The organism is Clostridium sp. (assembly GCF_047718555.1).
Classification (GTDB): Bacteria; Bacillota; Clostridia; order Clostridiales; family Clostridiaceae; genus Clostridium_I.
This window is the reverse complement of record NZ_JBDNRK010000011.1, coordinates 16667-42710: the sequence shown is the minus strand read 5'-3', so window position 1 is coordinate 42710 and position 26044 is coordinate 16667. Positions and strand designations below refer to the sequence as shown.

Here is a 26044-nt window from a genome sequence, read left to right as displayed (position 1 = left end):
ATATTATGGCTAATACAACTAATGGTACACCCATTCTTACAGGTTACCAGTCAGCGGTTACAAGTTCTGGGGCTACAAATAAAGGTACAAAGATCGTAAAAAAGGGTCAGGAAATTGACAAAAATTCATTTTTAAGGATACTTTCAGCTGAACTATCCAATCAGGATCCAACAAATAGCAGTAATCAGGATTCAACCCAGTATGTTGCACAACTTGCACAGTTTTCATCTCTGGAGCAGATGGCAAATTTGAATTCAACTATGACGCTGAATTCAGCAGCTAATCTTATTGGTGTAAATGTTAAATTTAATTCGCTGGACAGCTTAGGAAATAACTATATGGGTATAGTTAAATCCGTAACAAAAGATGGTGATGCAATAACATTATCTGTAGATACTACTGACAATGGAAAAGCTATTACTAAAGATTTTGATTATGGAGATATTACACAGGTTAATCCAGGGACTAAATCTGATGGTGATAGTACAAGCAGTAATACCACATCAGGAAGTGGTACAAGTAATAGTACTACTAGTACCTCATCCAGTACTAGTACAAATAGTAGTACTTCATCCAATACTAGTACAAATAATAACACTGGAACCAGTACTACATCAGATTCCACAGATACTAATAAAAGTACTACATCAACTGATAGTACTGACTCAAGTAATGAATAAAGGTTAAATATGAGTTATAGAGTAATAAATGGACAAGTTTATCCTATAGAACCAATTGAAGGCTTTTCACAAAAAAAAGTATCTGAAAAAATTAAAACTAATTTAAATTTTAATAACATATTAAAGGATGAAATTAGTAAAAATGATAGCTTTATTATGTCAAAGCATGCTGAAGAAAGACTTAATAGCAGAAATATAAGTTTTAATGAGCAGGATATGAAAAATATAAATGAAGGCATAAATAAGGCAGAGAAAAAGGGATGTACAAACTCTGTCATATTGTATAAGGATGTGGCACTTGTGACTAGTGTAAAAAACAGAACTGTAATAACAGCTGTTGATAAAGAATCCGCTAAAAATAATGTTTTTACCAATGTGGATAGTGTGGTTTTACTTTAAACTGGACCTTAATAAAGGAAGTTACAAAGGGTGGATTGATGGAAACCCAAAAAAGTATACCATAAAATAAATTTAAATTAATGGAGGTATAATATGTTAAGATCATTGAATTCAGGAATATCAGGTATGCAGGCAAATCAGACAGCTTTGGACGTAATCGGTAATAATATAGCCAACGAGGGAACTACGGCTTTTAAAGCATCGAGAACAAGATTTCAGGATATGTTAAGTCAAACTGTGGCAGATGCAGGGTCAGCTTCTACATCACAGGGTGGTACCAATCCAAGTCAGGTAGGTCTTGGAACTCAACTGGCTGGTATAGATACTATAGTTAGTCAGGGAACAATGCAGTCTACAAATAGAAATCTAGATGTTGCTGTAGATGGTGATGGCTATTTTATGGTGGGCAAAGGACCGGCAATTTTTCGTGATAATACTATAAATGTTAATCAGGCAGTGGGATCACATAATGTGGACGCAAATTCACTTTCAGCCTCAGGAAGTCAGCTTTTATATACAAGAGATGGTTCTTTTGCTCTTGACGATGCGGGAAATCTTTTGACTTCAAATGGATATAGAATTATGGGATATTCACTATCAAATGATCCAACCAATACTGCAGCTACTGCTACAGCTCCTAATGTTATAAATGCTGGAGGTTTTAATTTTCAATTTGGACCTGGTGAAGCTTTGAATGGATACAGTATAGCTTTAGGTGATGTAGGAGCAGGCACTACAGCTACTGCTACAGTGGATAAGACTAATAAAAAGATAATATTAAATGGAGATTTTAGTGCTGTTAATGCGGTTTCATCAGCAGGAGTTCAGACTGCTGTGAATAATGCATTATCTCAGGCTGGTATAGCGCAGATCGTTTCTGTAGTTGGAAATTCTACACCAATTAATGGAATTGCGTCTAGTGCCTATGCAAATGGTGTAGATCCAGCCGCACCACAAAATGTTTCAGCAGGGGGCTTTACTTTTAGTTTTAATCAGGGCTCACAGTTAAATGGATATACTATCAGACTTGGTAATGTTTCACCAAATATTCCTGCTGGTTCTAATCCGATTTCAGCAAATATAGATACGGTAAATCAGACCATAACAATAAATGGAGATTTCACAAATGCAAATGCCATTACAGCAAATGCTGTACAAACTGCCATACAGACGGCTGTTCCAGCACTTCCAGCAGGAGCTACTGTAAGTGTTAGTGGTTCACCTATGAATATTAGTCCATCTAATGGTATTGATGCTAACGGTAATGTATCTTATAGAGGACTTAATATTAGTTTTAAAGATGCTAGTGGTAATGGAGTTTGGTCAGGATATACAATACAATTTGGAAATATTAATGGACCAACACCAGCTACTGCTAGCTTAGCTGGAACTGTTATAACTATAAATGGAAACATAAACAATATGTCAGCTGCAGACTACCAGGGTGCATTATCATCAGTAGTAGGATTGCCGCTTGGGACAAATGTCAATGTAAGTGGTACACCAACACTACTGTCAAACACTTCTTCAAATATAATTAATGGAGGAGCTAATGCTGCAGCACCAATTGCTGTTTCTGCTGGAGGAATAAATTTTACACCAGGAATAGGATCTGCTTTAAACGGATATACAATTAATATTGGAACTATTTCAGCAGGTACAACTACCTCTGTTGATATTGATACAAATAAACATACTATAACAGTAAATGGAGATTTTGTAACTCCAGGAGCAGTAACTACAAATCAAGTACAGGCAGCACTTACTAATCAGCTTTCTTTAAAGGGAATAAATCAACCAATAGCGGTTGGTGGTACACCAATAACTATAAATGGTACAACTTCTGGACAATTGTCAGGTGGTACTCCAGTAGAGAGTATAACTAATAATGGAGTTATAAATTTTGTAGATGGAACTAAAGAACTTTATTCTTATGATAACAACTTAAAGAGTTTAAGAATACCTGACACTGTACACGACCCTGCTACAGGACAGGATCTTAGAGTGACAAGTTTTTCTATAGATAAGGATGGCGTTATAACTGCTACTCTTGAAGATAAGAGAGTTGCAACACTGGGACAGATTGCTATGGCTTCCTTTAAAAATCCAGCAGGATTAGATAAGCAGGGAAATAATTTATATGCAGTGTCAGTTAACTCGGGAGATGCTGTTGTAAAAAGTGGTATAAATACCAGTGGTGATGATAACAGTAATGGTTATGGAGATACTCTTCAGGGAATGCTTGAAATGTCAAATGTAGACCTGGCTCAGCAATTTACAGATATGATTGTGGCAAGCAGAGCTTTCCAGGCCAATGGTAAGACTATTACAACTGGAGACCAGGTTTTACAGGATATAATAAACTTGGTAAGATAATTTTAAACATAGGCTATAACTAATTTTTGTGGGCCAGATCTGGTGGGTATTTGGGTCTGGCCCACAAACAAACTTAAAGAAAGCAGGTTAATTTATGATAAAGCTCACCGGAATGAATCATAAGGAATTTATAATTAATTCAGATAATATTGAAAAGATTGAAGAGATACCTGAAACGGTAATAACCCTGATGAATGGAAATAAATATCTGGTAGAGGAAACTGCAGATGAAGTTATAGATAAGATAATATTATTTAAAAAGAGGATTTATAATTCAAATTATAGATAAATATAAAATTTATTTATTAAACCTATTATTGATAAAATAATTGTGAGAATACAATACTTTGTAAATAAATTTACAACATTAAAAAATTCATTTTTAATTTATTTACAAGAGGAGATGAGTCTATGAGTGAAAAGAAAAATGGAAACAAAGCAGATGGAGTAGGTAAAATAATTATAATATTATTAGTGCTGCTTATTGTTTTAATTGGAGCCTTTGGAAGTTATATTTTCTTCTTTGGCGGGGCATCAAAGCTGCATGCAAGTAATGCATCAAATAATACTGCCTCAGCGGTTACCATTACCTCAGCAGATGAGAATACTTACTCCCTGGATGAAGCTGTAGTAAATCTATCGGATACTGACGCACAGAGATATTTAAAGGTAAAGGTTAGTTTTGGCTATGATGCTAAAAGCGGCAAACTTAAAAGTGAGTTAGAGAGTGAAACTGTAAATAAAAAGCCTATTTTAAGTGATGCAGTTAATAGTATATTGAGAAGCAAGAAGGCTTCTGATTTTACTGGAAAGGGTATAGAGGATACAAAACAGCAGATACTTAATGCAGTAAATCCAATACTTAAAAATGGAAAAATAAGCCATGTGTATTTTGACGAATTAGTAGTTCAATAGGGCATATTCAAATAAATAATTGAATTGTCTATTTGAATATGCAAATAAACAAGGGTGGTAAGTAGATGCCAATATTGTTAATGATTTTAAAGCTTGTAGCAGCACTTTTAGTTATTTTACCTCTAATATACGTAAGCATAAAATATGGTGGGAATAAGCTGCAAAATATGCAAAATGGAAACTACATGAAGGTATTAGAGAGACTTCCCCTTACAAAGGAAAACAGCCTTTTGGTAATACAAATTGGAGAAAAGGGATATGTTTTTTCAAGCAGTGGAAACAAGCTGGAAATTCTAATGGAATTATATAGTGAAGAAATAAAAAAAATTCAAGAGTCCAAAACAGTGACTCAATATAAAAATTTTAATGAATTTTATAAGGATTTTAAAGATAAATTGAACATTGGGGACAAAAGTGAGTTTTTAAAAACACTAAAGGATAAAATTGTGAGGAAAGAAAAGAAATAGCAATATGATAGCACTATTATTACGACCTGTTTCCCTGTATAATACAAAATATAGACAGCATATTTCAATTGTTATTTATTTTCACATACTTAAGATTAAAGAGGAAGATTAGAATGAAGAAAAAAGCTTGTATAATATCTATTTTGATTTTATTTTGTATATTTTTTATTGGAAAAAATACATATGCAGCTCCAACTATACCTGTGCCAAAGGTAAATGTATCTGTAGACAATGCATCAAGTCCTACAGATTATGTAGATAACATAAAACTTCTTATAATGCTTACAATACTCACTTTGCTTCCATCTATAATTATTATGACTACCAGCTTTACAAGAATTATAGTAGTACTTGGTTTTTTAAAAAATGCCTTGGGAACACAAAGTGCACCACCTAATCAGGTAATAATTGGACTAGCACTATTTTTAACATTTTTTATAATGATGCCTACATACACAACAATTAATAATAATGCCATTCAGCCTTATGTAAATAATAAGATAAGTCAGCAGCAGGCCATTACTGCTGGAGAGAAACCTTTAAAGGAGTTTATGCTCAGGCAGACAAGGCAGAAGGATCTCCAGTTATTTATGGATGCGGCAAAAATGGATCCAAAAACTGACACAGATCATACGCCAATACATGTTGTTATACCAGCTTTTATAATAAGTGAACTGAAGACGGCCTTTATAATAGGATTTTTGCTCTTTATTCCCTTTATGATTATAGACTTTGTAGTGGCCAGTATACTTATGTCCATGGGTATGTTCATGGTGCCGCCTGCCATGGTGTCGCTGCCCTTTAAAATTCTCTTATTTGTAATGGTAGATGGCTGGTATTTAGTAGTTAAATCACTTATTTTAAGTTTTTCGTGAGGTGAAAATTATTATGACAGAAAATATGCTTTTAGGAATATTAAAGGATGCTATAAGCACAGGACTCTTAATATCTGCACCAATTTTAATTGTATCTGTTGTGGTAGGACTTATTATAAGCATAATGCAGGCAACAACTCAAATACAGGAGCAGACTCTTACCTTTGTCCCAAAACTTATTGCCATAGCGGTTGTAGGAATAGTGGCCAGTACTTGGATGCTTCATATGATGACTGGGTTTACAGAAAGAATATTTGAAATGATAGCAAATATTACTAGATAGGTGTGATGAAATGATAGAGGTTTCTTATTTTGCTGCATTTTTTCTGGTGTTTTTACGAATTATAACTTTTTTTGTGGCATTGCAGGTGCTTTTTCCAAGTGGGCTTCCAAATACAGTTAAAATTGCCTTTTCTGCTATAATTGCTTTCTTTATAATGTCAACTTTAAATTACAGCAGTGTTTCAGGTATTAACAATGGACTGATTTATATGGAGCAATGTGCCTCAGAAATAATAACGGGACTTGTACTTGGATATTTGACTAATTTAGCTTTTATTTGCGGCAGAATTGCAGGAAACTTTATGGATATTCAAATTGGATTTAGTATGATGACTATATTTGATCCTACAAGTCAAAGTAATGCTACCTTGGTGGAAAGAATCTTAACTATGCTTACTGTAGTACTGTTCCTTGTAATTGACGGTCATCATATACTTATAACAGCACTTATAGATAGCTATAATACAGTACATATAGGTAAATTTATATTAGGTAATGAATCTGCTATGTATGCTTTACATGCATTTGCTGAGTTTTTTATAATAGGCATAAAGATTGCTATGCCTATAGTAATAGTTTTAATAATAACGGATATAGTAATGGGACTTGTTTCAAGAACTGTTCCACAGCTAAATGTAATGATACTTGGTATGCCTGTTAAAATACTACTTGGATTTTCAATTTTTATGCTTATACTGCCTGAGATAGTAAAACTTATAATTCAGGGTTTTAGTTTAATACCAGATCTTTGGAAGGGCTTTTACAATATAATACCTGCGGTTATTATATTTGCCTCGGAAGACAAAACAGAGCAGGCAACACCTAAGAAAAAAAGTGATGCAAAGAAAAAAGGTCAGGTAGCTAAGAGTAAAGAGGTAGCACTGGCACTTACACTGATGGCAACTACTTTAGTAGTAACATCTCTAGGGAATTTTTCTTATGACAGACTTAGAAATATGATGTTTTCATATTTAAATACATCTTTAAATATGGACTTAAATTATAATAATATACAGCATATACTTATATATGCTATAACTAATATAGCTTTAATATTTCTCATATTTGCAGTGCCTATAATGATTTTAGGTATACTTGCAAATTATATTCAGTCTGGCTTTATTTTTACTACGGAAACTTTAAAGCCGGATTTAAAAAAACTAAGTCCTATAGCAGGTTTTAAAAAGATTTTTTCATCTAGAACTGTGGTAGAACTTTTTAAGGATATTATACTCATAATCATTGTTGGTTTTGTAGGATATCAATTTGTACGAGATAATCTTTATAATTTACTTATAATGAATACACTGACCTTTACTTCAATTCCCTATGCATTAAAGGGAATTTTTGTAGGGATTTTATTTAGAATTTGTTTGATTATGCTTATTATTGCCATAGCCGATTATATATATCAGAGATTTATGCATAATAAGGAGCTAAAGATGACAAAGCAGGAAATAAAAGAAGAGTTTAAGCAGGATGAGGGAGACCCTCAAGTAAAGTCAAAGAGAAAGCAGAAGATGAGAGAAATGTCTTCAAAGAGAATGATGGCAAGTGTGCCAGAGGCAACGGTGGTAGTAACAAATCCTACTCATATTGCAGTAGCTCTCCAATATAAAGAGGGAGAGAGCAGTGCTCCTTTTGTAACGGCAAAGGGTGCAGATAGAATAGCTCTTAAGATAAAAGAAATTGCAAAAGAAAATAATGTGCCAATTATAGAAGATAAGCCATTAGCTAGACTTATATATGAAAAGGTAGATATTGATGGAGAAATCCCTATGGATATGTATCAAGCAGTGGCAGAAATATTGGCTTTAGTATATAAAATGAAAAAGAGGTAAAGGGTGAGATAACAAATGGGTAATGACAATAATAAAGGTTTCAAATTAAAGAATAATCTAGATGTTCTTGTAGCCGTTGGAGTAATGTTTATAGTACTTATGATTATAATACCATTACCTACAGCAATGTTAGATATTTTAATTGTAGTAAATATAACCATTGCTACAATTATAATACTTATAACTATGTTTACTACAGAAGTACTTCAGTTATCTGTTTTTCCAACTTTGCTTCTTATTACAACCTTGTTCAGATTGGGACTTAATATTTCCTCCACAAGACTTATTTTAAGTCAGGCTAATGCAGGAGATGTAATTAATGCCTTTGGAAGTTTTGTGGTAGGCGGTAATTATCTGGTTGGTATAATAATATTTTTGATAATAATAGTAATACAGTTTATAGTAATTACTAATGGTGCTGGAAGAGTTGCAGAAGTAGCTGCAAGATTTGCTCTGGATGCTATGCCAGGTAAACAGATGAGTATAGATGCAGATTTAAATGCAGGTCTTATAGATGATACAGAAGCTAAAAATAGAAGAAGGAAAATTCAGCAGGAGGCTGATTTTTACGGATCAATGGATGGTGCTTCTAAATTTGTTAAAGGAGATGCCATAGCAAGTATTGTAATAGTTTTGATAAATATCATAGCAGGAATTGTAATTGGTGCAGTACAGCTTGGTATGCCAATTGCAGAGGCTGCTCAAACCTATGTAAGACTCACTATTGGTGATGGACTGGTAAGTCAGATACCAGCACTTTTAATATCCATTGCTACAGGTATTCTAGTAACACGATCTGGTAATGATGAAGATTTTGGTAAACAGGTAGTAGGACAGCTTACAAGCTTTCCAAAGGTTCTAGGCATAGCTTCTGCTATACTTTTATTTTTAAGCTTTATACCGGGACTTCCTTTCCCACCCTTCTTTATTTTAGCAGTTGCCTGTGGTATATGTGCTTATATGCTGTATAGGGAAGAAAAAGCTCAGATGATAATTCAGGAAGAAAACATGAATATAGAATTGACTGAGCAGGAAAATAAGGAACCTGAAAATGTAATGAATTTAATTTCAGTAGAGCCTATGGAAATAGAAATAGGCTATGGATTAATACCTTTGGCAGATGAGGCTTCTGGAGGAGATCTTCTTCAGAGAATTGCTTCTGTAAGAAGACAATGTGCCATAGAAATGGGCATTGTAGTTCAGCCTATAAGAATAAGGGACAACCTTCAGTTAAAGACCAACGAGTATGTGGTAAAGATAAGGGGAACTGTAATAGCTAAGGGTGAGCTTATGCCAAGTATGCTTTTATCTATGGACCCAAGCGGTGAAGGAGAAGATATACCAGGTATAAAGACCATTGAGCCTACCTTTGGACTTCCAGCAGTATGGATTAATAAGGATCAGAAAGAAGATGTGGAAATCAAAGGTTTTACAGTGGTAGATCCTACTACAGTAATGGTAACTCATTTGACGGAAACTATAAAATCACATTCCTATGAACTTCTTGGAAGACAGGAAGTTAAAACTATAATTGATTCAATGAAGGAGCGGTATAGTGCTGTAGTAGAGGAACTCATACCGGATCTTATGACTATTGGAGAGGTGCAAAAAGTTCTTCAGAATTTATTGAAGGAAAAAGTTCCTATTAAAGATATGGTGACTATACTTGAAAGTCTTGCGGATAATTCAAGAAACTCTAAGGATCTTGAGCTCCTTACAGAGTATGTGAGAATTGCTCTTGGAAGAAGCATATGTAACCCTCTTATAGATGAAAGTAACAGAATAGTTGTGGCTACCTTTGCCCCGGAAGTGGAAAATGTCATAGCAAATAATATACAGAAGTCTATGCAGGGTTCTTTCCCGGCAGTAGATCCAGATACTACCTCAAGAATTCTTGATTCTATAAAAAATGTACTTAACACTATATATTTTCCAGAAAATCAACCGGCAATATTGGTTTCACCTAAAATAAGGCCGGCAGTGAGAAAGCTTATAGAAATGGTGTTCCCTAATATCACTGTTTTATCCCTCAATGAAGTACCTAATGAAATTGAAATAAAAACTGAAGGAGTTGTCAGCTTATAATGGTTATAAAAAAATATATTGTAAATAGCATGAATGAAGCTGTAACAAGGATAAGGTATGAGTTGGGAAAGGACGCAGTAATAATAAGTCAGAGGAAAATAAGAAAAAAGGGATTTACTGGATTGTTTTCAAAAAAGGTTATAGAAGTTACTGCGGCGGTAGATAATGTTGATAAAGCTGCTGAAATAAATGAAGGTAAATCTAAAATTATACATAATTCTGTTGAGAATAGTTTAGAGGCTATAAAAAAGGCTATGGATGTGCAGATAGGTAATAAAAATAGCTTAGAAAAATTAAATTACCCTGTAACAAGTAGAAAAATTTCTAAAGAAGTTTATAACATTAATAAAGATGAATATGACAAAGAAGATAATCTTATTAAAGAGATGCAAGAGATGAAAAACATATTAAAGGGCATTGTAAAAAATAATAGCAATGAAAATTCAAATCATAATAGTGAATTATATAAAACTCTAGAGAAATATGATTTGGAAGATGCTGTAATAGAAGAAATTATAAATAGAATAAATTTAGAAAATGATGAAATGAAAGAAATGGAAAAATTAAAAAAAGTCTTAGGCTCTATGATTGAGGTTTCTGAAATTAATGAAGAGGGTGTAATTGTATTAGTAGGACCTACTGGAGTTGGAAAAACTACTACCATTGCAAAGCTTGCAGGAAGGTTTGCACTTATTGAAAAAAAGAAAATAGGGCTTATAACTGTTGATACCTACAGAATAGGAGCAGTGGAACAGCTTAAAACCTATGCAGATATCATGAAAATACCCTTTAAGGTGGTATTTTCTATAAAGGATATGGAAGCAGCAGTGGAGAGTATGCGGGATTGTGATGTAGTATTGGTGGATACTACAGGTAGAAGTAGTAAAAATAAAATGCAAATTTCTGAACTGAGAGCATTTATTGATAAAACCCATTCTGAAAACTTACATTTGGTAATGAGCTGTACTACAAAGAATAGGGATATAAAGTCTATAGTTGAGGGTTATAATGTTTTGAATTATAATAATGTTATAATAACAAAATTAGATGAGACTACAACCTATGGATCTATATTGAATATACTTAAAGAGGCTAAAAAGCCTTTAAGCTATGTATCAATTGGACAAAATGTTCCAGATGATATTAATACATTGAAGGTAGAAGATGTGGTAAATCTCATTACGGGAGTGGAAAGTATATGTTAGATCAGGCACAACGATTAAGGCAAATGGCTGTAAAGGGAAATGAAGCTAACAAAACTGGAAAAACACCAAGGATAATTACAGTTACTTCTGGCAAAGGTGGAGTAGGAAAAAGTAATTTTGTGGTGAATTTGTCTATAGCCATTCAAAAAACGGGAAAAAAGGTATTGATTTTTGATGCAGATATAGGCATGGGTAATGATGATGTACTAATGGGATTTTTGCCTAAATACAATGTGTTTGATGTTATTTTTAATAACAAAAATATAGAGGATGTGGTCATAGAAGGACCCTTTGGGGTAAAACTTTTACCTGGAGGATCTGGTGTAGCAAGAATAAATGAAATTACTAATTCACAAAGAAATAGTTTTCTAGATAAATTATCAAATTTGGAAGATTTAGATTATATTATAATGGACACAGGTGCTGGAATAAATAGAAGTGTATTGGGATTTATATCCTGCTGTGATGAATTGATTTTGATTGTAACACCAGAACCTACTTCACTCATGGATTCCTATAGTCTTTTAAAGGCAGTAGTTCATTTTAAAATTAAATCTAAGACCAAGGTAGTCATAAATAGAACCTTTGATAAAAGGGAAGCAGAAGAAACCTATAATAAATTTCAAAATGCAGTTAAAAATTTTTTAAAAATGGATATTTCCTATGTGGGAAATGTGTCTGAGGACAGAAAATTAGTGTTGGCAGTAAAAAGTCAGGAGCCCTTTATAATTGGAAGTCCAAATTGTGCTGCTGCTCAGGATATTGTTAAAATAGCAAATAAACTTATTGGTGATTCTGAAAGAGAAAATGAATTGGGTAAATCAGGAATACAGGGATTATTTAAAAAAATATTTAATATTTTTTCGTGAGGAGTTATAGTGTGATGAGTGGTACTAATGTAAACTTTAGCATAAATGCAAAATGTGAAATTCTCATAGAGGATAAGGTGTATAAGAGCAATATACAGGATGTAGGTAAGGATTATATAGGAATAAGTATACCAATTTTAAATGGTGAATATGCACCACTTAATAAGAATGATCATGTGACAGTTGTGTATTATAATGAAAATAATTTATATGGCTTTAATACTGATGTTATAGGGAGACGTATGGATATAATACCAATGATACTTTTAACTATCCCAAAGGATGTAAAAAAGATACAGAGAAGAAGATTTTTTAGAGTGAATTTATTAAGGGATGTACAATATTTGAAGGTTGACAAAAATATTTCCGATAGTACATTTAATAGTCTCATAAAAGATTCAAAGGCTTTTACTAAGGCACTTATGATTGATTTAAGTGGTGGAGGCTTCAGACTAAAGACCAAGGAAGAGATTAAATCAGGAGATAGATTTATAATAAAAATTGCATTAGATCATGAAAATATCTTTGTACTCAGTAATTGCATGAGAGCATTTAGGGATATGGATACTAATTTGTATATTTCAGGTTTTTCATTTTTTAATATTGAGACAAAAATTCAGGATAAAATTATAGCTTATGTATTTGGGGTAATGCGTGAACAGATGAAAAAAAATTAAGGGGGCAATCCAGTTATGGCTATACCAGAAATTTCTGATACTAGAGAGGAAATAGTTAAGGAATATATTCCATTGGTAAAATATATAGCATCTAGAGTTATAGTAGGTAAAAGTAAATATATTGAGTATGAGGATTTAATAGGTTATGGTATGATTGGATTAATGGATGCTCTTAATAAATTTGATAAGAGTAAGGGTATGAAATTTTCAACTTATGCTTCTATCAGAATAAAAGGAGCTATGATAGATGAACTTAGGAAAAATAGTCCTATATCCAAAGGTGCTATGGATAAGCTCAATAAATATAATCAAATAGTAGAAAACTTACAAAAAAAACTTTTAAGGTATCCTACAAATGCTGAAATAGCTAAGGCCTTTGGCGGAACTATGGCAGATATAACAGAAGTTGAAAATTACATAAATTATATGTCTATAACTTCTTTGGAAAGCTTGATTTTTTCAGAAGATGACGATATGCCTATAATTACAACCATTGAAGATAAAAATAGTCCAAGACCAGAAAATGCTTTAGAAGAAAAAGAGAAAATAGAATATTTATCAAAGGCACTAGATATCCTAAACGAAAAAGATAAAACTGTACTTTCTCTATACTATTATGAAGGTTTAACTTTGAAAGAAATAGGCAGCATTTTATCTGTATCAGAATCTAGAGTTTGCCAGCTGCACTCAAGGGCTATTGTTCATCTTAGACAAGCTTTAAAAAAGCTAAAATATGAATAGTGTGGAGGTGCTTTAATGACTACAGTTTTACTATTAATTATAGGAATTTTATTGATAGCTGTAAATATTAAGGCTGTAAAAAGAGAAAATACAAGTTTTAAAAATGTATTTCATAAGGCTTCAACTAATGTGAAAGATTATGATGTGGAAATTGGAAAGGTAAGAAAAGAATTTGCAGAGACAATACTGGATCTTCAAAGGGAAATAGAAGAGTTAAAGGATAAATTACAAATAAGTCCTGAGGTAAATTATAAAAATATACATAATTCAGATATAGAAAATATCCATGATAAAGCTATGGAAGATAGTATTTTAACAAATAATGAATTGGATTCAATAGAAATTTCTCATGGCAAGAATACTGCAGCAGAAACAAAAATTACTGATGAAAATGATAAAATTAAATACATAGATAATAGGGAAATAAATAATGATAAAGTTGATGATATAGAAAAGCTTATGAAAGAGGGCTTATCTGTTGAGGATATATCAGAAAGATTGGGAATTGGCAAGGGGGAAATACTATTAATACAAAAATTGTACATAAAATAAAAGCTTTTATTGAATTTATTTCAGATAGAAAAGTTCTTGTGGGAATTGGTATTGGAATGGTTATATCAACTTGCTTTATGATTACTGCAAAATCAGCTATAAGCTTAAGCAGGGCTGAAATTGAAACTAAAGCCTCTTCCTATGGTATGAGATATCCACAGGATATGAAAGTAATAAATAATAAGGATGTGAAAAAATGATAAGAAGTTTATATACAACTATTTCAGGTATGATTACTCAAGAAGCTAAACAAAATGTTATAGCAAATAACATGGCCAATTCAAATACTGTAGGATTTAAAAGTGATGATCTTGCCATTAAAAAATTTGATGATGTACTTATTCAGAATAGAAGTAATATTCAATATGGAAAAAATTATCCTCAGACTATAGGCAGCTTAAGTTTAGGCAGTAGAATTGATGAAACTGCAACAGATTTTACTCAAGGTAATATACAAAATACTGACTCTAATACAGATTTTGCCATTGACGGTAGAGGGTTTTTTACTGTAAACAGAGACAATGGAGCAGGCGGACAAAATTATTATACTAGAGATGGACATTTTCATGTAAATATGCAGGGTTATTTAGTTAACGATTCTGGAGATTATGTTATGGGAAGGAATATTAATACGGGAAACCAAGAGAGAATTATGGTTGGAAATGGACAAATAATCAGCGATGCATACGGCAATGTAAGTATTGCTGGAAAACCTTCTTATTCCTTGTCAACTGTAGATTTCAATAATTATAGAACTCTTAAAAAAGTAGGAGACAATTTATATCAAGGAGAAAATCCAATAACTAATACTAATATTTTTGTTAAGCAAAAAGCTTTGGAACAATCCAATATAAATCCAGTAAATGAAATGGTAAATATGATGTCTACTATGAGAACTTTTGAGACACAGCAAAAAGTTGTGCAATCCATAGATGAAACTTTAGGTCAGGCAGTTAATGATGTGGGAACTGTAAAATAATTAATTAGATATGAGGTGATTATAGTGAATGGATTGATGTGGACAAGCAGAAGTGCAATGAATGCACAGCAGCAAAAATTGGATGCAATATCAAATAATATAGCAAATGTAGATACCGATGGTTATAAAACAGAGCAAGTACAATTTAGTGATCTTTTATATGAAAACTTAACGAGAGTAGGATACCCTACTAATACTAATAACAACAATGGCATTAATGCTGATCCTCAAAATGGCACAGGAGTAAAGGCTACAGATTGGATAAGAGATAATTCTCAGGGGAATATCACACAAACTAATCAGAGTACAGATTTAGCTCTGGATGGCAGTGGTTATTTTAGAGTAATTCGTCCCAATGGAACAGCTGCTTATGAAAGAAGCAGTGATTTTAATCTAGATGTTAATGGAAGATTGGTAGACAAGAGCGGCAATGTATTAGAAGTAAATTATACTAATGGCCCTGTAACTCTTACACAAAATAATTTTGTAGTTGCACAGGATGGAACTTTAAGCATAAAGCAGCCTAATGGTAATGTAGCTGTAGGAAAGATAAATGTGTATGACACTATAGGTAATAATTCAATGGCTTCAGTAGGTGATAATTTATATGTACCTAAAAATGGAGCACAGATATTTGCTACTAATACTACAAATATAATGCAGGGTTATGTGGAAAATTCCAATGTAGATATTGCAAAGGAAATGACTGATATGATATCTGCACAAAGGGCTTTTGAGCTCAATACCAAAAGTTTAACTACTGCAGATCAAATGTGGGAAATGGTGAATAATTTAAAGAGGTAAATGAAAAAATTTGCCATATTCATTAAAGAGTGTTAAGGAAAATCAAAAACACCCGTTTGAGAATGTTAATTTAACGTTCTTAAGCGGGTGTTTTTTTATTATTGATTTAATGCTTCAATTGTATTTGTTAGTGGTGGTATAACTTGTTTCTTTCGGGAAAGCACTCCTGGGGCATAAGCGGAGTTATTTTCAAGTTTTACGTCAAAGGCTTTGGAAACAATGTCTCTGTCTGGACCAACGGCTATAAGCTGTGAGCCACCTTTTAATATATCAGTTAAAAGTAATAATAGTACATTAAATTTTTCATCTTTAGCTTTAGTTTCCATGTAATTGATCATTTCAGGTTTTGTTGGTTCAAAGCCTTCAAGATCCATTGTGCTAACCTGTGAAACTCCTACTTTATAATCAGATAAATTGAAGATCTTATAATCCTGATTAAATATTTCAGTTACAGTTTTACCTTCTAAAGAAGTGCCGGCCTTAAACATTTTACTTGCAAAATCTTCAGGATCGATTTCTGCAATTTCAGCTAATTTCTTTAAAATAGTTCTATCAGTATCAGTTGTAGTTGGAGATCTGAATAATAAAGTATCAGATATTATGGCTCCACATAAAAGCCCAGCTGCTTTCTTTGAAGGAGTTATACCATTTTCAAAGAAAATTAGACCTACTATACTGCTGGAACTTCCTATAGGTTGATTTCTAAAATATATAGGTGAACCTGTTTGAATATCTCCAATTCTGTGGTGATCTATAATTTCAAGTATTTCTGCATCCTCAAGACCATCTATAGTTTGGGATTTTTCATTGTGATCTACCAATATAAGTTTCTTTTTATTCTTAGAAATAAGATGATCTCTTGAAATTGTACCTACTACTTTATTTGATTCATCTAATACAGGATAACTTTTATATCTTGTTTTTATCATTGTATCCTTTGCATCTTCTATATAATCATTCACATTAAAAGTGATAATTTCAGAATTATTAAGTATGTAGCCTACAGGGATACTTTGCACTATAAGTCTTGCTGTAGTAAAGGAATCATAAGGAGTTAAAATGATGGAAGTACCGGCTTTCTTAGCCTTCTCAAGTATTTCTTCACTTAAGTCATGATTACCTGTTACTATTAAAAGAGATGCCTTAGCTTTTACAATAATTGATTGGATATCCTTTCTGTCTCCAGAAATTACAATATCTCCTTCGTTAATATACTCTTCAAAACTTTCAGGAAGCATTGCAGCTACTATAATTTTGCCTGGAAAACTAGGATTTTCACTGCTTAAATAAATTGCTTTTGCAGATAGAGCATCTAATATATTATCTATTTTGGTGCTGGATTTTGAAAGAATATTATCATCCCAGTTACTAATATAAGTAGATATTAAATTTGAAATTGAAGCAAGCCCCTTCAATTTCCCCTGATTATCTACTACAGGTAGTGATTTTACATTGTTTTCTTTCATTAAAGACCAGGCTTTTTTTAAAGAAACATCTGCTGTTATTGGCGAAATATTATCAAAATTAAGATCTGAAATCTGAAGTTTCATAGTAGTTTTAAGCAGTGGCTCTTCAACATCAAAATAGTCAAGAATAAATTTAGTTTCTCTGCTGAGTTCTCCTTGTCTCAAGGGTATTGCTTTGGTGCTGCCTGTTTTATTTTTAAATTCTGAATATGCTACAGCAGCGCATATTGAATCTGAGTCTGGATTCTTATGTCCTGTTATGTAAATTACATCCTTCATTTTGTAAATGTCCTCCTTAAAATAATTTTCAGTCATATAAAATTTAAAAATTCTAATAAATTCTTTGGTAATGCTATATTTTAGCATAAATTGTCTTACTATATTTTATAATTTACATTTATAAAAGTAAAGTAAAAGAATTAAAATTTTTTCATAAAGCTTGTATATATTAACATATATTATTTATAGAGATAAGGCATATTCAAATAAATAACTAGTCAGTATGCTAGTCTATTTTGAATCTTACTACGTCAACAGAACCCTCAGATAGGCTGTTTCCTTGTTGGATTCAAAATATACGTCGCATCTTTGACTTCATATTTATTTTCATATGCCTAATGGACAAGTGTGAAAGTAGGGCATCTGAAAATAAATAACAGAAGGATGTTTAAAAGCTAATAGCTAAGGCAGGAGGAAAGAAAATGATTAATGAAAAGGAAATCTATAATGGGCTTAGTAGTCAGGAGGCAGAAGCTAGATTAAAAAAATATGGACTAAATGTACTTGAAAAGAAGAAAAGTATTTCAGCTTTAAGTATATTCATATCTCAATTTAATGATTTTATAACCTGGGTTTTAATAGGGGCTACAATTATATCTGGACTTATGGGAGAAAAGGCAGATGCCATAACTATAATAATTATAATTATCATGAATGCAATTTTAGGATTTATTCAGGAGTTTAGAACGGAAAAGTCTCTAGAAGCTTTAAAAGAGATGGCATCACCTACGGCAAAGGTTATGAGGGATGGTAATATTCAAGTAATAAATGCAGAAAATCTTGTACCTGGTGATTTGATTATAATTGAAAGCGGAGATAGAATACCGGCAGATGCTATTATTGTTAAGTCATCAAATATAATGGTAGATGAATCTCTTTTGACAGGAGAATCTGTGGGGGTATCAAAGACAAGAAGTAATCAAAATAATAATGTATATATGGGATCTGTTGTACTTACAGGTAAAGGTGAGGGCAGAATAGTTGAAACTGGTATGAATACAGAAATGGGCAAAATAGCAAATTTACTGCAAAATATAGATGAAGATAAAACTCCTTTAAAAGAAAAATTAGCATCACTTGGAAGAATACTTGTGGTACTATGTATAGGTATATGTGTAATAGTTACTGCTTTAGGTATTATAAGAGGTCAGGATAAATATGAGATGTTCTTATTAGGAGTTAGTCTTGCTGTAGCAGCTATTCCAGAGGGACTGCCCGCTATAGTCACTGTAGCCTTAGCTTTAGGAGTATCAAGAATGCTCAAGAGAAATGCACTTATTAGAAAATTGCCTGCTGTAGAAACACTAGGATGTACGTCTATAATATGCAGTGATAAAACTGGTACACTAACACAAAATATAATGACTGTAAAATCTATATATTATAATGGGAAAACCTACAGTGAAAAATCCTTTAATGATAATGCATTAATGCCTTTGAAGAAGGTTTTCACTTATTGTAATGACAGTGATTTAAACTATAAAGAGAAAAATCTTAATAAAAGTCTAATGGGAGATCCGACGGAAACTGCTTTAATCAAAGCATTTTTTGGAAGTGTGGATGAGTTAAAAAGATTTTTGAATAAGATTAACAGAATAAGTGAGATACCCTTTGATTCCAATAGAAAGATGATGTCTGTGCTCTTAACTGAACAGGGCAATAAGATTGCCTATGTGAAGGGAGCACCTGAGAGAATTATTGAAAGATGTAAATATATATTTATAAATGGTAAGGTAGAATTATTTACCTCCAATCATAAAAGTACAGTTCAGTCAGCTGTAGATTCTATGGCAAACAGAGCATTGAGGTGTATAGGAGCCGCTTACAAGGGTAATGGAATTATAACTGAAAACAATCAGGAAAAAGATCTTATATTTTTAGGCCTTGCAGGTATGATTGATCCACCAAGGGAAGAAGTTAAACCTGCAGTGCTAAAATGTAAGGAGGCTGGCATAAAACCTGTAATGATAACTGGTGACCATAAGAATACGGCCTTTGCTATAGGTAAAGAACTGGACATTTGCAGTGATATATCTGAGGTAATAACTGGTGAGGAATTGGATAGATTAGATGATAAAAAGCTATCTAACGCAATAAATAAAGTGAAAATTTTTGCCAGAGTTAGTCCTGAACATAAGCTTAGAATAGTAAGGGCCTTTAAGAAAAAGAACAAAATAGTTGCTATGACCGGGGATGGAGTAAATGATGCTCCTGCAGTTAAGGAAGCAGATATAGGTATATCTATGGGTATATCCGGAACAGATGTTACAAAAGAGGCAAGCTCTATGATACTACTGGACGATAATTTTACAACTATAGTTTCTGCTGTAGAAGAGGGTAGAGTAATTTACAATAATATAAGGAAATTTATACGATATCTTTTGTCCTGTAATTTGGGAGAAGTAATTACCATGTTTCTTGCATCATTACTATATTTAGATACACCCTTATTGCCTATTCAGATACTATTAGTTAATTTGGCCACAGATGGTTTACCGGCAATAGCACTGGGAGTAGACCCGCCAGATAAGGATGTAATGTATGAAATGCCAAGAGCTAAAGACGAGAGCATATTTGCCAGGGGATTAAAAGAAAAGATAATTATAAGAGGAAGTCTCATAGGTGTGTGTACAGTGCTGTCTTTTCTGGTAGGCAAGTTTTTTCATATGAGTCTTGAGACCTCCAGAACCATAGCACTAGGAACCCTTATAATGTCTCAATTAATTCATGTATTTGAATGTAGATCAGAAAAGCACTCCATATTTGAAATTAAATTGTTTACAAATATATATTTAGTAGGAGCAGTAACTTTATCTATAATAATGTTACTGGCTGTTATATATGTACCATTTTTAAGAGTGATTTTTCATACAAATGCCTTAAATATAGGACAATGGCTTATAATAATATTTTTCTCCGGATTTATATCTATGATTAACAGCCTATATTTATTTTTTAATAAAGGAAATTAAAAAAATAAGAAAAGGGTTATCAAAAATATATAATTGTATTTTTAGGTAGCCTTTTTTGTATATATAAAAATATATAAGTAAAAAAATATAATTCTTTGATAACTATTGTAAATTTATATATTATTTTGTAAAATAATATATAACATATATGTTATATAGGAAATTATATATATTATAAAAATTTTTATAAAATAAAACATGCTATTAGATTTTATTGAAATGGAGTGTGAAATGTGAAAAAATGGTTTTTAGATTTAAAGATTTCTAAAAAATTAATGTTGTGCTTCGGAATAATAACAGTTCTTACCATTATAAATGGAGGAGTAGTATTTCAAAAGATGAACCATTTAAACAAAAGCTTGGATAGTAATAATGAAGCTTTGAATAAGGTTTCTGTACTTAAACAGATCAGGATCAATATAACAGAAATTAAGTCAAATATGTTTATTATAATCAATCCCAAAAATAAAGATAAAGTAAAGGATAAAATAGCAATTATAAATAGCTTAACAAATGAAGATACAAAACTTGGAGAACAGTATAAAAATTCTATAGTGAATAGTGAAGATAAACAATTGTTTGAACAATATGAGAATTATTTGAAAGAATACAGGGATTCAAGAAATAAAACTATTGAGTTAATACAAGCTGGCAATTACATAGATGCAGATAAAGAAGAGGAACAGACATCAAAAAATAGAGAAAATACATTTAATATACTTGATAAAGAAATAGAGCTAAATAATTTTCTATCACAGCAGCAATATAATAAGATTAAATCGTACTACAGGAATATTTGTATAATTACATTATCTATAATATTATTAAGTGTAGTTGTATCTATATTACTTGGATTTCTTCTCTCAAATAATATAAAAAAGCCACTTCTAAAAATTAGAAAGCTTGCAGAAAATTTTTCTCAATTTGATTTTTCTTCTCCAATAGTCATAACAAGAAGTGACGAATTTGGAGAAACAGAATTATTATTAAACAAATCACAAAATAATATAGTAGAATTGCTTAAAACAATTACGGATAGCTCTGGAGAAATAAATAGTTCAAGTGAAGAATTGTATGCAACTTCAGAAGAACTCTTATCACAATCTGAACATATAAATAATTCAATTAATATTATTACAAGCAGAATTGTAGAAGCAAGCATTGCTTCTGAAGAAATAACGACATCTGTTGAAGAAATAGATTCCAATATAAGTGAACTTTCACAAAAATCTGTTGAAGGTGGTAATAGTGCAAATAACATTAGAGAAAAAGCTATACAAGCTGAAGAACAGGGTAAATCTGCTGTGGAAAACACAAAAAAATTATATAGAGAAAAAAGAAATATGATACTGGAAGCTATTGAACGTGGGAAAATAGTGGATAACATAAAATTAATGGCAAACACCATTGAAAGTATAGCTAAACAGACAAATTTACTTGCTCTTAATGCGGCTATTGAAGCAGCAAGAGCAGGTGAACAGGGTAAAGGTTTTGCCGTAGTAGCAGAAGAAGTAAGAAAACTTGCAGAACAGTCGGAACAAGCAGTTTCAGAAATTAATGATAATATTATAAAAGTTAATGAAGCATTCAGAGATCTTTCTAGTGGCAGTAATGATATTTTGACTTTTATAAATGAAAAAATTAATCCTCAATTTGATTCATTTATGAAAATGGGAAATGACTACAATGATAGTTCTGATTTTATCAGTAAGATGTCTGAAGAGATAACAACCATGTCAGAAGAACTCACAGCAACAATAGGACAGGTAAGTGAATCCATGCGAAATATTTCATCAGGTCAGCAGGAGTCTGCAGAAAATGCAGAAACAATAAAAAACAGTATTAATGAAAATACAAGAGCCATAGAACAGGTATCTTTGACTGCACAGGTACAGTCAGAACTTGCCCAAAAATTAAATGAATTGATACAAAAATTTAAAATATAAAAATAAGGGAACTTATAATGATTTATATATGTTCCCTATTTTTATAAATACGTTTTATGTAAAAATTCTATTATTTTTTAATTGATATTATTTTATTTATATCGTTTAACTTGTCTCACCGTTTTAGGAGTATTCCCATCTATTTTAACTAAATCTTTCTTGGTAGTCATATTTCTAATGTTCATTATCTCTATAGTTTCGCTGTTTTCCTTGCCTTTAACTCCTTTTACACCCTGCACAATCAAAAGATTTCCCTGATTTATAGTCATGAATTCTGGCTTTTTAAACCATCTGTTTCTCTTATAAGTGCATCGTGTAATATTCTTGCTTCTATCAGGTTTTATAATTAAAGTAACTAATAGTCTGTGAAAAATCCATAAAATCGATTTCTCTTCAACTTTAATAGATATTACATTACCCTGTACTTGTGTAAGTCTATCCCCATATTTCTTCATATAAGATTTGGTATAATAATTTTGTATTTTTTCCTTAAAACCCATTCTTATAGCTCCTTTTTAGTAGTATATTTTATTATTAATATTAGCTTAATGTATTATAGAAAATGTGGTTACAATAAAAAATTGCAACTACATTATAACATAATATATATTCTTTTAAAACATGTATTATAACACATTTATTATTAGTATATTTATCCGATGATTATTTCTAATCATCAGAGGTCATAAACAAAAACTCCACCTGATACCAAGAATTCTGTTTATGAATTATAATAATTAAATTATATATAAGCTGAAATCAAGAATTATAGCTTTTGCTCTATTGATTTTTTTACAACTATAGTATATTTTGTTTGTATGGGTAAAAATTTGTATGGAAAAATTTTTGAATATTAATAATATTTAAAGGAAGTGATTTATTTGAAGCTGCTTTATGAAAATGCCAGATTGGTAAATGAATGGCTTGAACGATATGGTGTTAAATTTGGCATTTATAAAGATGATAAATTTATTGAACAGCTGTTTCCCTTTGATGCTATACCAAGAATTATTAAAGCTGATAAGTTTGCCATTCTGGAGAGAGGTTTAATCCAGAGGGTATGTGCACTTAATTTATTTTTAAAGGATATTTACTCCAGCCGCTGCATCTTGAGGGATAAAATAATACCAGAAGAATTTGTTTATTCTTCCAAAGGATTTTTAGCAGAGTGCTGTGGTATTACTCCACCTAAAGGTATATATTCTCATATTTCGGGTATTGATCTTGTGGAAGCTGCTGATGGATGGTATATTCTCGAAGATAATTTACGTATTCCCTCTGGAGCATCTTATCCAATGATTGCAAGAGAAATTACAAGAAGTATAAGTCCTGAAACCTTTGAGAAAAACAAAGTATGCGAAAATCGTAATTATGCTTCCATTTTATCTAAAATGTTTGAAGAAGTAAATTGCGGAGGTATTAATGTGGTGCTTACACCAGGACGATATAATTCTGCCTTCTTTGAGCATTCCTATCTTGCGGAAAAAATTGGCGCAGTACTTGCTTTCTCTGGAGATTTGGAAGTTATTGATGGAGTGGTATATTATAATACCTTTAATGGCAAGAGACAGCGTGTTGGTGCCATTTATCACAGAGTATCTGACGAGTATATGGATCCTATGGTTTTTGAGCAGAATTCTGTAATTGGGGTACCACATCTTATGGAGGCCTATAAAAAAGGAAATGTAGCTTTAGTTAATGCCCCTGGTAATGGCATAGCGGATGATAAGGGAATTTATTATTTTGTTCCAGCTATGATTTCTTATTATTTAGGAGAAGATGCTATTTTAAAAAATGCACCAACGTATCTTCCATTTTTTAAAAGGGATGAAAAATATGTACTGGAAAATATTGAAAAATTGGTAATTAAAGATGTAAGTGAAGCCGGAGGATATGGAGTCATATTTGGACAAGAGCTTTCAAAAGATGAAATTAATAATTTAAGAAATGTTATAATAGATAACCCAAGGAGATTTATAGCTCAGGAGGTTATAGACTTTTTAGATCTTATGGTTTTAGATGGAGACAAAACCGTTCCACGTAAAGCTGATCTTCGAGCATTTGTAGTCCATGGTAAAGATATTAAGGTATGGAAAAGTGGCTTAACTAGATTTTCACGTAATCCAGATTCTTTTGTAGTTAATTCTTCACAGGGAGGGGGGTTTAAGGATACATGGATAATATCTCAATAAATAAGGCAAACTATCTTTATTGGCTTGGCAGATATGCAGAAAGAGCATATACTACTATTGCTTACCTTAGGCGTTTTTATGATGAAATGGTAGATAAGAACCAGGATGCTTATTTAGAATTTTGCAGCAGACTTGGAGTTATTAATAATTATAGCGATAAAAGAGATTTTGTAAAACGTTTTATTTCCGATGAAGAAAGCGAAATAAGCATAGCATATTATATTGGTAAGACTTATGATAATGGTATGGTGCTTAGAGATACCATTACAAGTAAAACTTTATCCTATATACAATTGGCATGTAATGATTTGAAAAAATGTTATAATAGCCAGGAGTATGTAGTTGTGAATCTACAGAGTGTTACTGATGACTTAATTGCCTTTTGGGGAGCGGTAGATGACTATATATTAGAGAATGATGCCAGAGATCTTATAAAAGCTGGAAAATATATAGAAAGAATTGAACTTTACAATCGCTTTGATGAAAGTAAAAAGCTTAAAAAAGCAGCAATAGAAAGACTTTACAGATATGCAGTTAATTTAAAAATTAACGAAAATACTTCTAAACAAGTTAAATTTATTGACAGTGAAGATATGTCAGAATATAATTCTATGAAAAATTATATTGATGAATTATCTAAATGGGGGATAGGGCAATGAAAAGGTATGAATTCTCATTTGTAACTAGATTAAAATTTCAAGACGTTATTACTAATCAACACTTTATGTTAAGATGCCTTCCCGGTAATTATCAGTTTCAAAAAATTTATGATGAAAAAATATCTATATTTCCAGAGGTACCTATTACCTTTAGCAAAGATTCTTTTGATAATAGAACTCTATCAGGAAGTATTAATTTTAAACATGAAGTATTTCAGTACGAAATCTTTGGAAAAGCTTTGATTAGTAAATATAAATCTGCTGAAATACTTGATAGAATATTTCTATATGAAACTACAAGGACAAGTATCAGTAAATCAATGGAGGATTTTGCAGCTAGTATTCCAAAAGTTGACAGTTTCAGGAAGCAAGCTGTTTTAATAAGTCATGCTGTATATAGTAGAATGAAATATGTACCGGGCTCTACAAATACTGAAACAACTGCAGCAAAGGCTTTTAATCAGGGTGAAGGTGTATGTCAGGATTATGCACATATAACCATTGCAATTTTACGAAATTTTAAAATTCCAGCTCGCTATTGTGCCGGTTTGATGCAGGGAGAAGGAGAAACCCATGCTTGGGTTGAGTACTATGATGAAGGTACCTGGTATGGAATTGATCCTACAAATGACAGGAGTATTGAATATGGATATATAAAGATTTCAAGTGGTCGTGATTGTTCTGATTGTACTGTAGATAGAGGGTGCTTTGTTTCTAAAGACAGAGATGTTAAACAGAGTATACAAATATCAGCTAAAGTTAGTGAATTTAATGAGTAAAGTT

General features: G+C 31.8%; 25 protein-coding genes. 23 read left to right on the top strand and 2 right to left on the bottom strand.

Translation table 11 applies throughout. The annotated features are described in order from the left end of the window. Positions 1-5: 5 nt before the first annotated feature. The 18 genes from ABF633_RS06645 (at position 6) to ABF633_RS06560 (ending at position 15747) form a co-directional block, all read left to right on the top strand. Positions 6-680 carry a flagellar hook capping FlgD N-terminal domain-containing protein gene (locus ABF633_RS06645; RefSeq protein WP_415522869.1) on the top strand — a complete coding sequence of 225 codons (675 nt, stop codon included), beginning with the start codon at positions 6-8 and terminating at the stop codon, positions 678-680. A gap of 9 nt (positions 681-689) precedes the next feature. Continuing rightward, positions 690-1079, top strand: a complete 390-nt coding sequence (locus ABF633_RS06640; protein ID WP_415522868.1) for a TIGR02530 family flagellar biosynthesis protein — start codon at positions 690-692, stop codon at positions 1077-1079. A 93-nt stretch (positions 1080-1172) separates the two neighbouring features. Next, on the top strand, positions 1173-3455 hold the full coding sequence (locus ABF633_RS06635; protein WP_415522867.1) for a flagellar hook-basal body complex protein: 2283 nt from the start codon (positions 1173-1175) through the stop codon (positions 3453-3455). 94 nt (positions 3456-3549) lie between these two features. Continuing rightward, positions 3550-3744, top strand: coding sequence for a flagellar FlbD family protein (locus ABF633_RS06630; RefSeq protein ID WP_415522866.1), 195 nt, complete (start codon positions 3550-3552; stop codon positions 3742-3744). A 122-nt stretch (positions 3745-3866) separates the two neighbouring features. Further along, positions 3867-4370 carry a flagellar basal body-associated protein FliL gene (fliL, locus tag ABF633_RS06625; RefSeq protein WP_415522865.1) on the top strand — a complete coding sequence of 168 codons (504 nt, stop codon included), beginning with the start codon at positions 3867-3869 and terminating at the stop codon, positions 4368-4370. 65 nt (positions 4371-4435) lie between these two features. Further along, a complete protein-coding gene (locus ABF633_RS06620; RefSeq protein ID WP_415522864.1) occupies positions 4436-4837 on the top strand; it encodes a flagellar biosynthetic protein FliO in 402 nt (133 codons plus the stop codon). 113 nt (positions 4838-4950) lie between these two features. Then, the gene (gene fliP / locus ABF633_RS06615; RefSeq protein ID WP_415522863.1) at positions 4951-5712 is read left to right on the top strand and encodes a flagellar type III secretion system pore protein FliP; all 762 of its coding nucleotides are present in this window, start codon (positions 4951-4953) and stop codon (positions 5710-5712) included. Between the two features lie 13 nt (positions 5713-5725). Beyond that, positions 5726-5995 (top strand): flagellar biosynthesis protein FliQ, encoded by a 270-nt coding sequence (fliQ, locus tag ABF633_RS06610; protein ID WP_015616056.1) that lies wholly within the window; start codon positions 5726-5728, stop codon positions 5993-5995. Between the two features lie 10 nt (positions 5996-6005). After that, positions 6006-7835, top strand: a complete 1830-nt coding sequence (locus tag ABF633_RS06605; RefSeq protein ID WP_415522862.1) for a fused FliR family export protein/FlhB family type III secretion system protein — start codon at positions 6006-6008, stop codon at positions 7833-7835. 15 nt (positions 7836-7850) lie between these two features. Next, the gene (gene flhA, locus ABF633_RS06600; protein ID WP_415522861.1) at positions 7851-9920 is read left to right on the top strand and encodes a flagellar biosynthesis protein FlhA; all 2070 of its coding nucleotides are present in this window, start codon (positions 7851-7853) and stop codon (positions 9918-9920) included. Beyond that, positions 9920-11125, top strand: a complete 1206-nt coding sequence (flhF, locus tag ABF633_RS06595) for a flagellar biosynthesis protein FlhF (RefSeq protein ID WP_415522860.1) — start codon at positions 9920-9922, stop codon at positions 11123-11125. The genes flhA and flhF overlap by 1 nt, the downstream gene beginning before the upstream one ends. Next, positions 11119-11994: a MinD/ParA family protein gene (locus ABF633_RS06590; RefSeq protein WP_415522859.1), complete on the top strand. Its 876-nt coding sequence runs from the start codon at positions 11119-11121 to the stop codon at positions 11992-11994. The genes flhF and ABF633_RS06590 overlap by 7 nt, the downstream gene beginning before the upstream one ends. A gap of 14 nt (positions 11995-12008) precedes the next feature. Next, complete coding sequence (locus ABF633_RS06585; protein ID WP_415522858.1) at positions 12009-12671, top strand: flagellar brake protein; 663 nt, start codon at positions 12009-12011, stop codon at positions 12669-12671. 15 nt (positions 12672-12686) lie between these two features. Further along, positions 12687-13412 (top strand): FliA/WhiG family RNA polymerase sigma factor, encoded by a 726-nt coding sequence (locus ABF633_RS06580; protein WP_415522857.1) that lies wholly within the window; start codon positions 12687-12689, stop codon positions 13410-13412. A 15-nt stretch (positions 13413-13427) separates the two neighbouring features. Next, complete coding sequence (locus ABF633_RS06575) at positions 13428-13964, top strand: hypothetical protein (RefSeq protein WP_415522856.1); 537 nt, start codon at positions 13428-13430, stop codon at positions 13962-13964. Between the two features lie 38 nt (positions 13965-14002). Then, a complete protein-coding gene (locus ABF633_RS06570) occupies positions 14003-14164 on the top strand; it encodes a hypothetical protein (RefSeq protein WP_415522855.1) in 162 nt (53 codons plus the stop codon). Then, complete coding sequence (locus tag ABF633_RS06565; protein WP_415522854.1) at positions 14161-14943, top strand: flagellar hook-basal body complex protein; 783 nt, start codon at positions 14161-14163, stop codon at positions 14941-14943. Before ABF633_RS06570 ends, ABF633_RS06565 begins: the two co-directional genes overlap by 4 nt. Before the next feature lie 24 nt (positions 14944-14967). Beyond that, positions 14968-15747, top strand: a complete 780-nt coding sequence (locus ABF633_RS06560) for a flagellar hook-basal body complex protein (protein WP_415522853.1) — start codon at positions 14968-14970, stop codon at positions 15745-15747. A gap of 98 nt (positions 15748-15845) precedes the next feature. On the opposite strand, the gene ABF633_RS06555 is transcribed toward ABF633_RS06560, so the two are convergent. After that, positions 15846-17492 carry a putative manganese-dependent inorganic diphosphatase gene (locus tag ABF633_RS06555; RefSeq protein ID WP_415522852.1) on the bottom strand — a complete coding sequence of 549 codons (1647 nt, stop codon included), beginning with the start codon at positions 17490-17492 and terminating at the stop codon, positions 15846-15848. Between the two features lie 422 nt (positions 17493-17914). On the opposite strand from ABF633_RS06555, the gene ABF633_RS06550 reads away from it, so the two are divergent. Then, on the top strand, positions 17915-20464 hold the full coding sequence (locus ABF633_RS06550) for a calcium-translocating P-type ATPase, PMCA-type (protein ID WP_415522851.1): 2550 nt from the start codon (positions 17915-17917) through the stop codon (positions 20462-20464). A 233-nt stretch (positions 20465-20697) separates the two neighbouring features. Continuing rightward, complete coding sequence (locus tag ABF633_RS06545; RefSeq protein ID WP_415522850.1) at positions 20698-22410, top strand: methyl-accepting chemotaxis protein; 1713 nt, start codon at positions 20698-20700, stop codon at positions 22408-22410. 92 nt (positions 22411-22502) lie between these two features. On the opposite strand, the gene ABF633_RS06540 is transcribed toward ABF633_RS06545, so the two are convergent. After that, positions 22503-22910, bottom strand: coding sequence for a hypothetical protein (locus ABF633_RS06540; protein WP_415522849.1), 408 nt, complete (start codon positions 22908-22910; stop codon positions 22503-22505). Positions 22911-23291: 381 nt separating this feature from the next. Between ABF633_RS06540 and ABF633_RS06535 the strand changes: the two genes are divergently transcribed. Genes ABF633_RS06535 through ABF633_RS06525 form a run of 3 tightly spaced genes read left to right on the top strand, consistent with a single transcriptional unit; the run spans position 23292 to position 26040 of the window. After that, positions 23292-24602, top strand: a complete 1311-nt coding sequence (locus ABF633_RS06535; protein ID WP_415522848.1) for a circularly permuted type 2 ATP-grasp protein — start codon at positions 23292-23294, stop codon at positions 24600-24602. After that, positions 24584-25261 (top strand): alpha-E domain-containing protein, encoded by a 678-nt coding sequence (locus tag ABF633_RS06530; protein WP_415522847.1) that lies wholly within the window; start codon positions 24584-24586, stop codon positions 25259-25261. The genes ABF633_RS06535 and ABF633_RS06530 overlap by 19 nt, the downstream gene beginning before the upstream one ends. After that, positions 25258-26040 carry a transglutaminase-like domain-containing protein gene (locus ABF633_RS06525; protein ID WP_415522846.1) on the top strand — a complete coding sequence of 261 codons (783 nt, stop codon included), beginning with the start codon at positions 25258-25260 and terminating at the stop codon, positions 26038-26040. Before ABF633_RS06530 ends, ABF633_RS06525 begins: the two co-directional genes overlap by 4 nt. Positions 26041-26044: the final 4 nt, after the last annotated feature.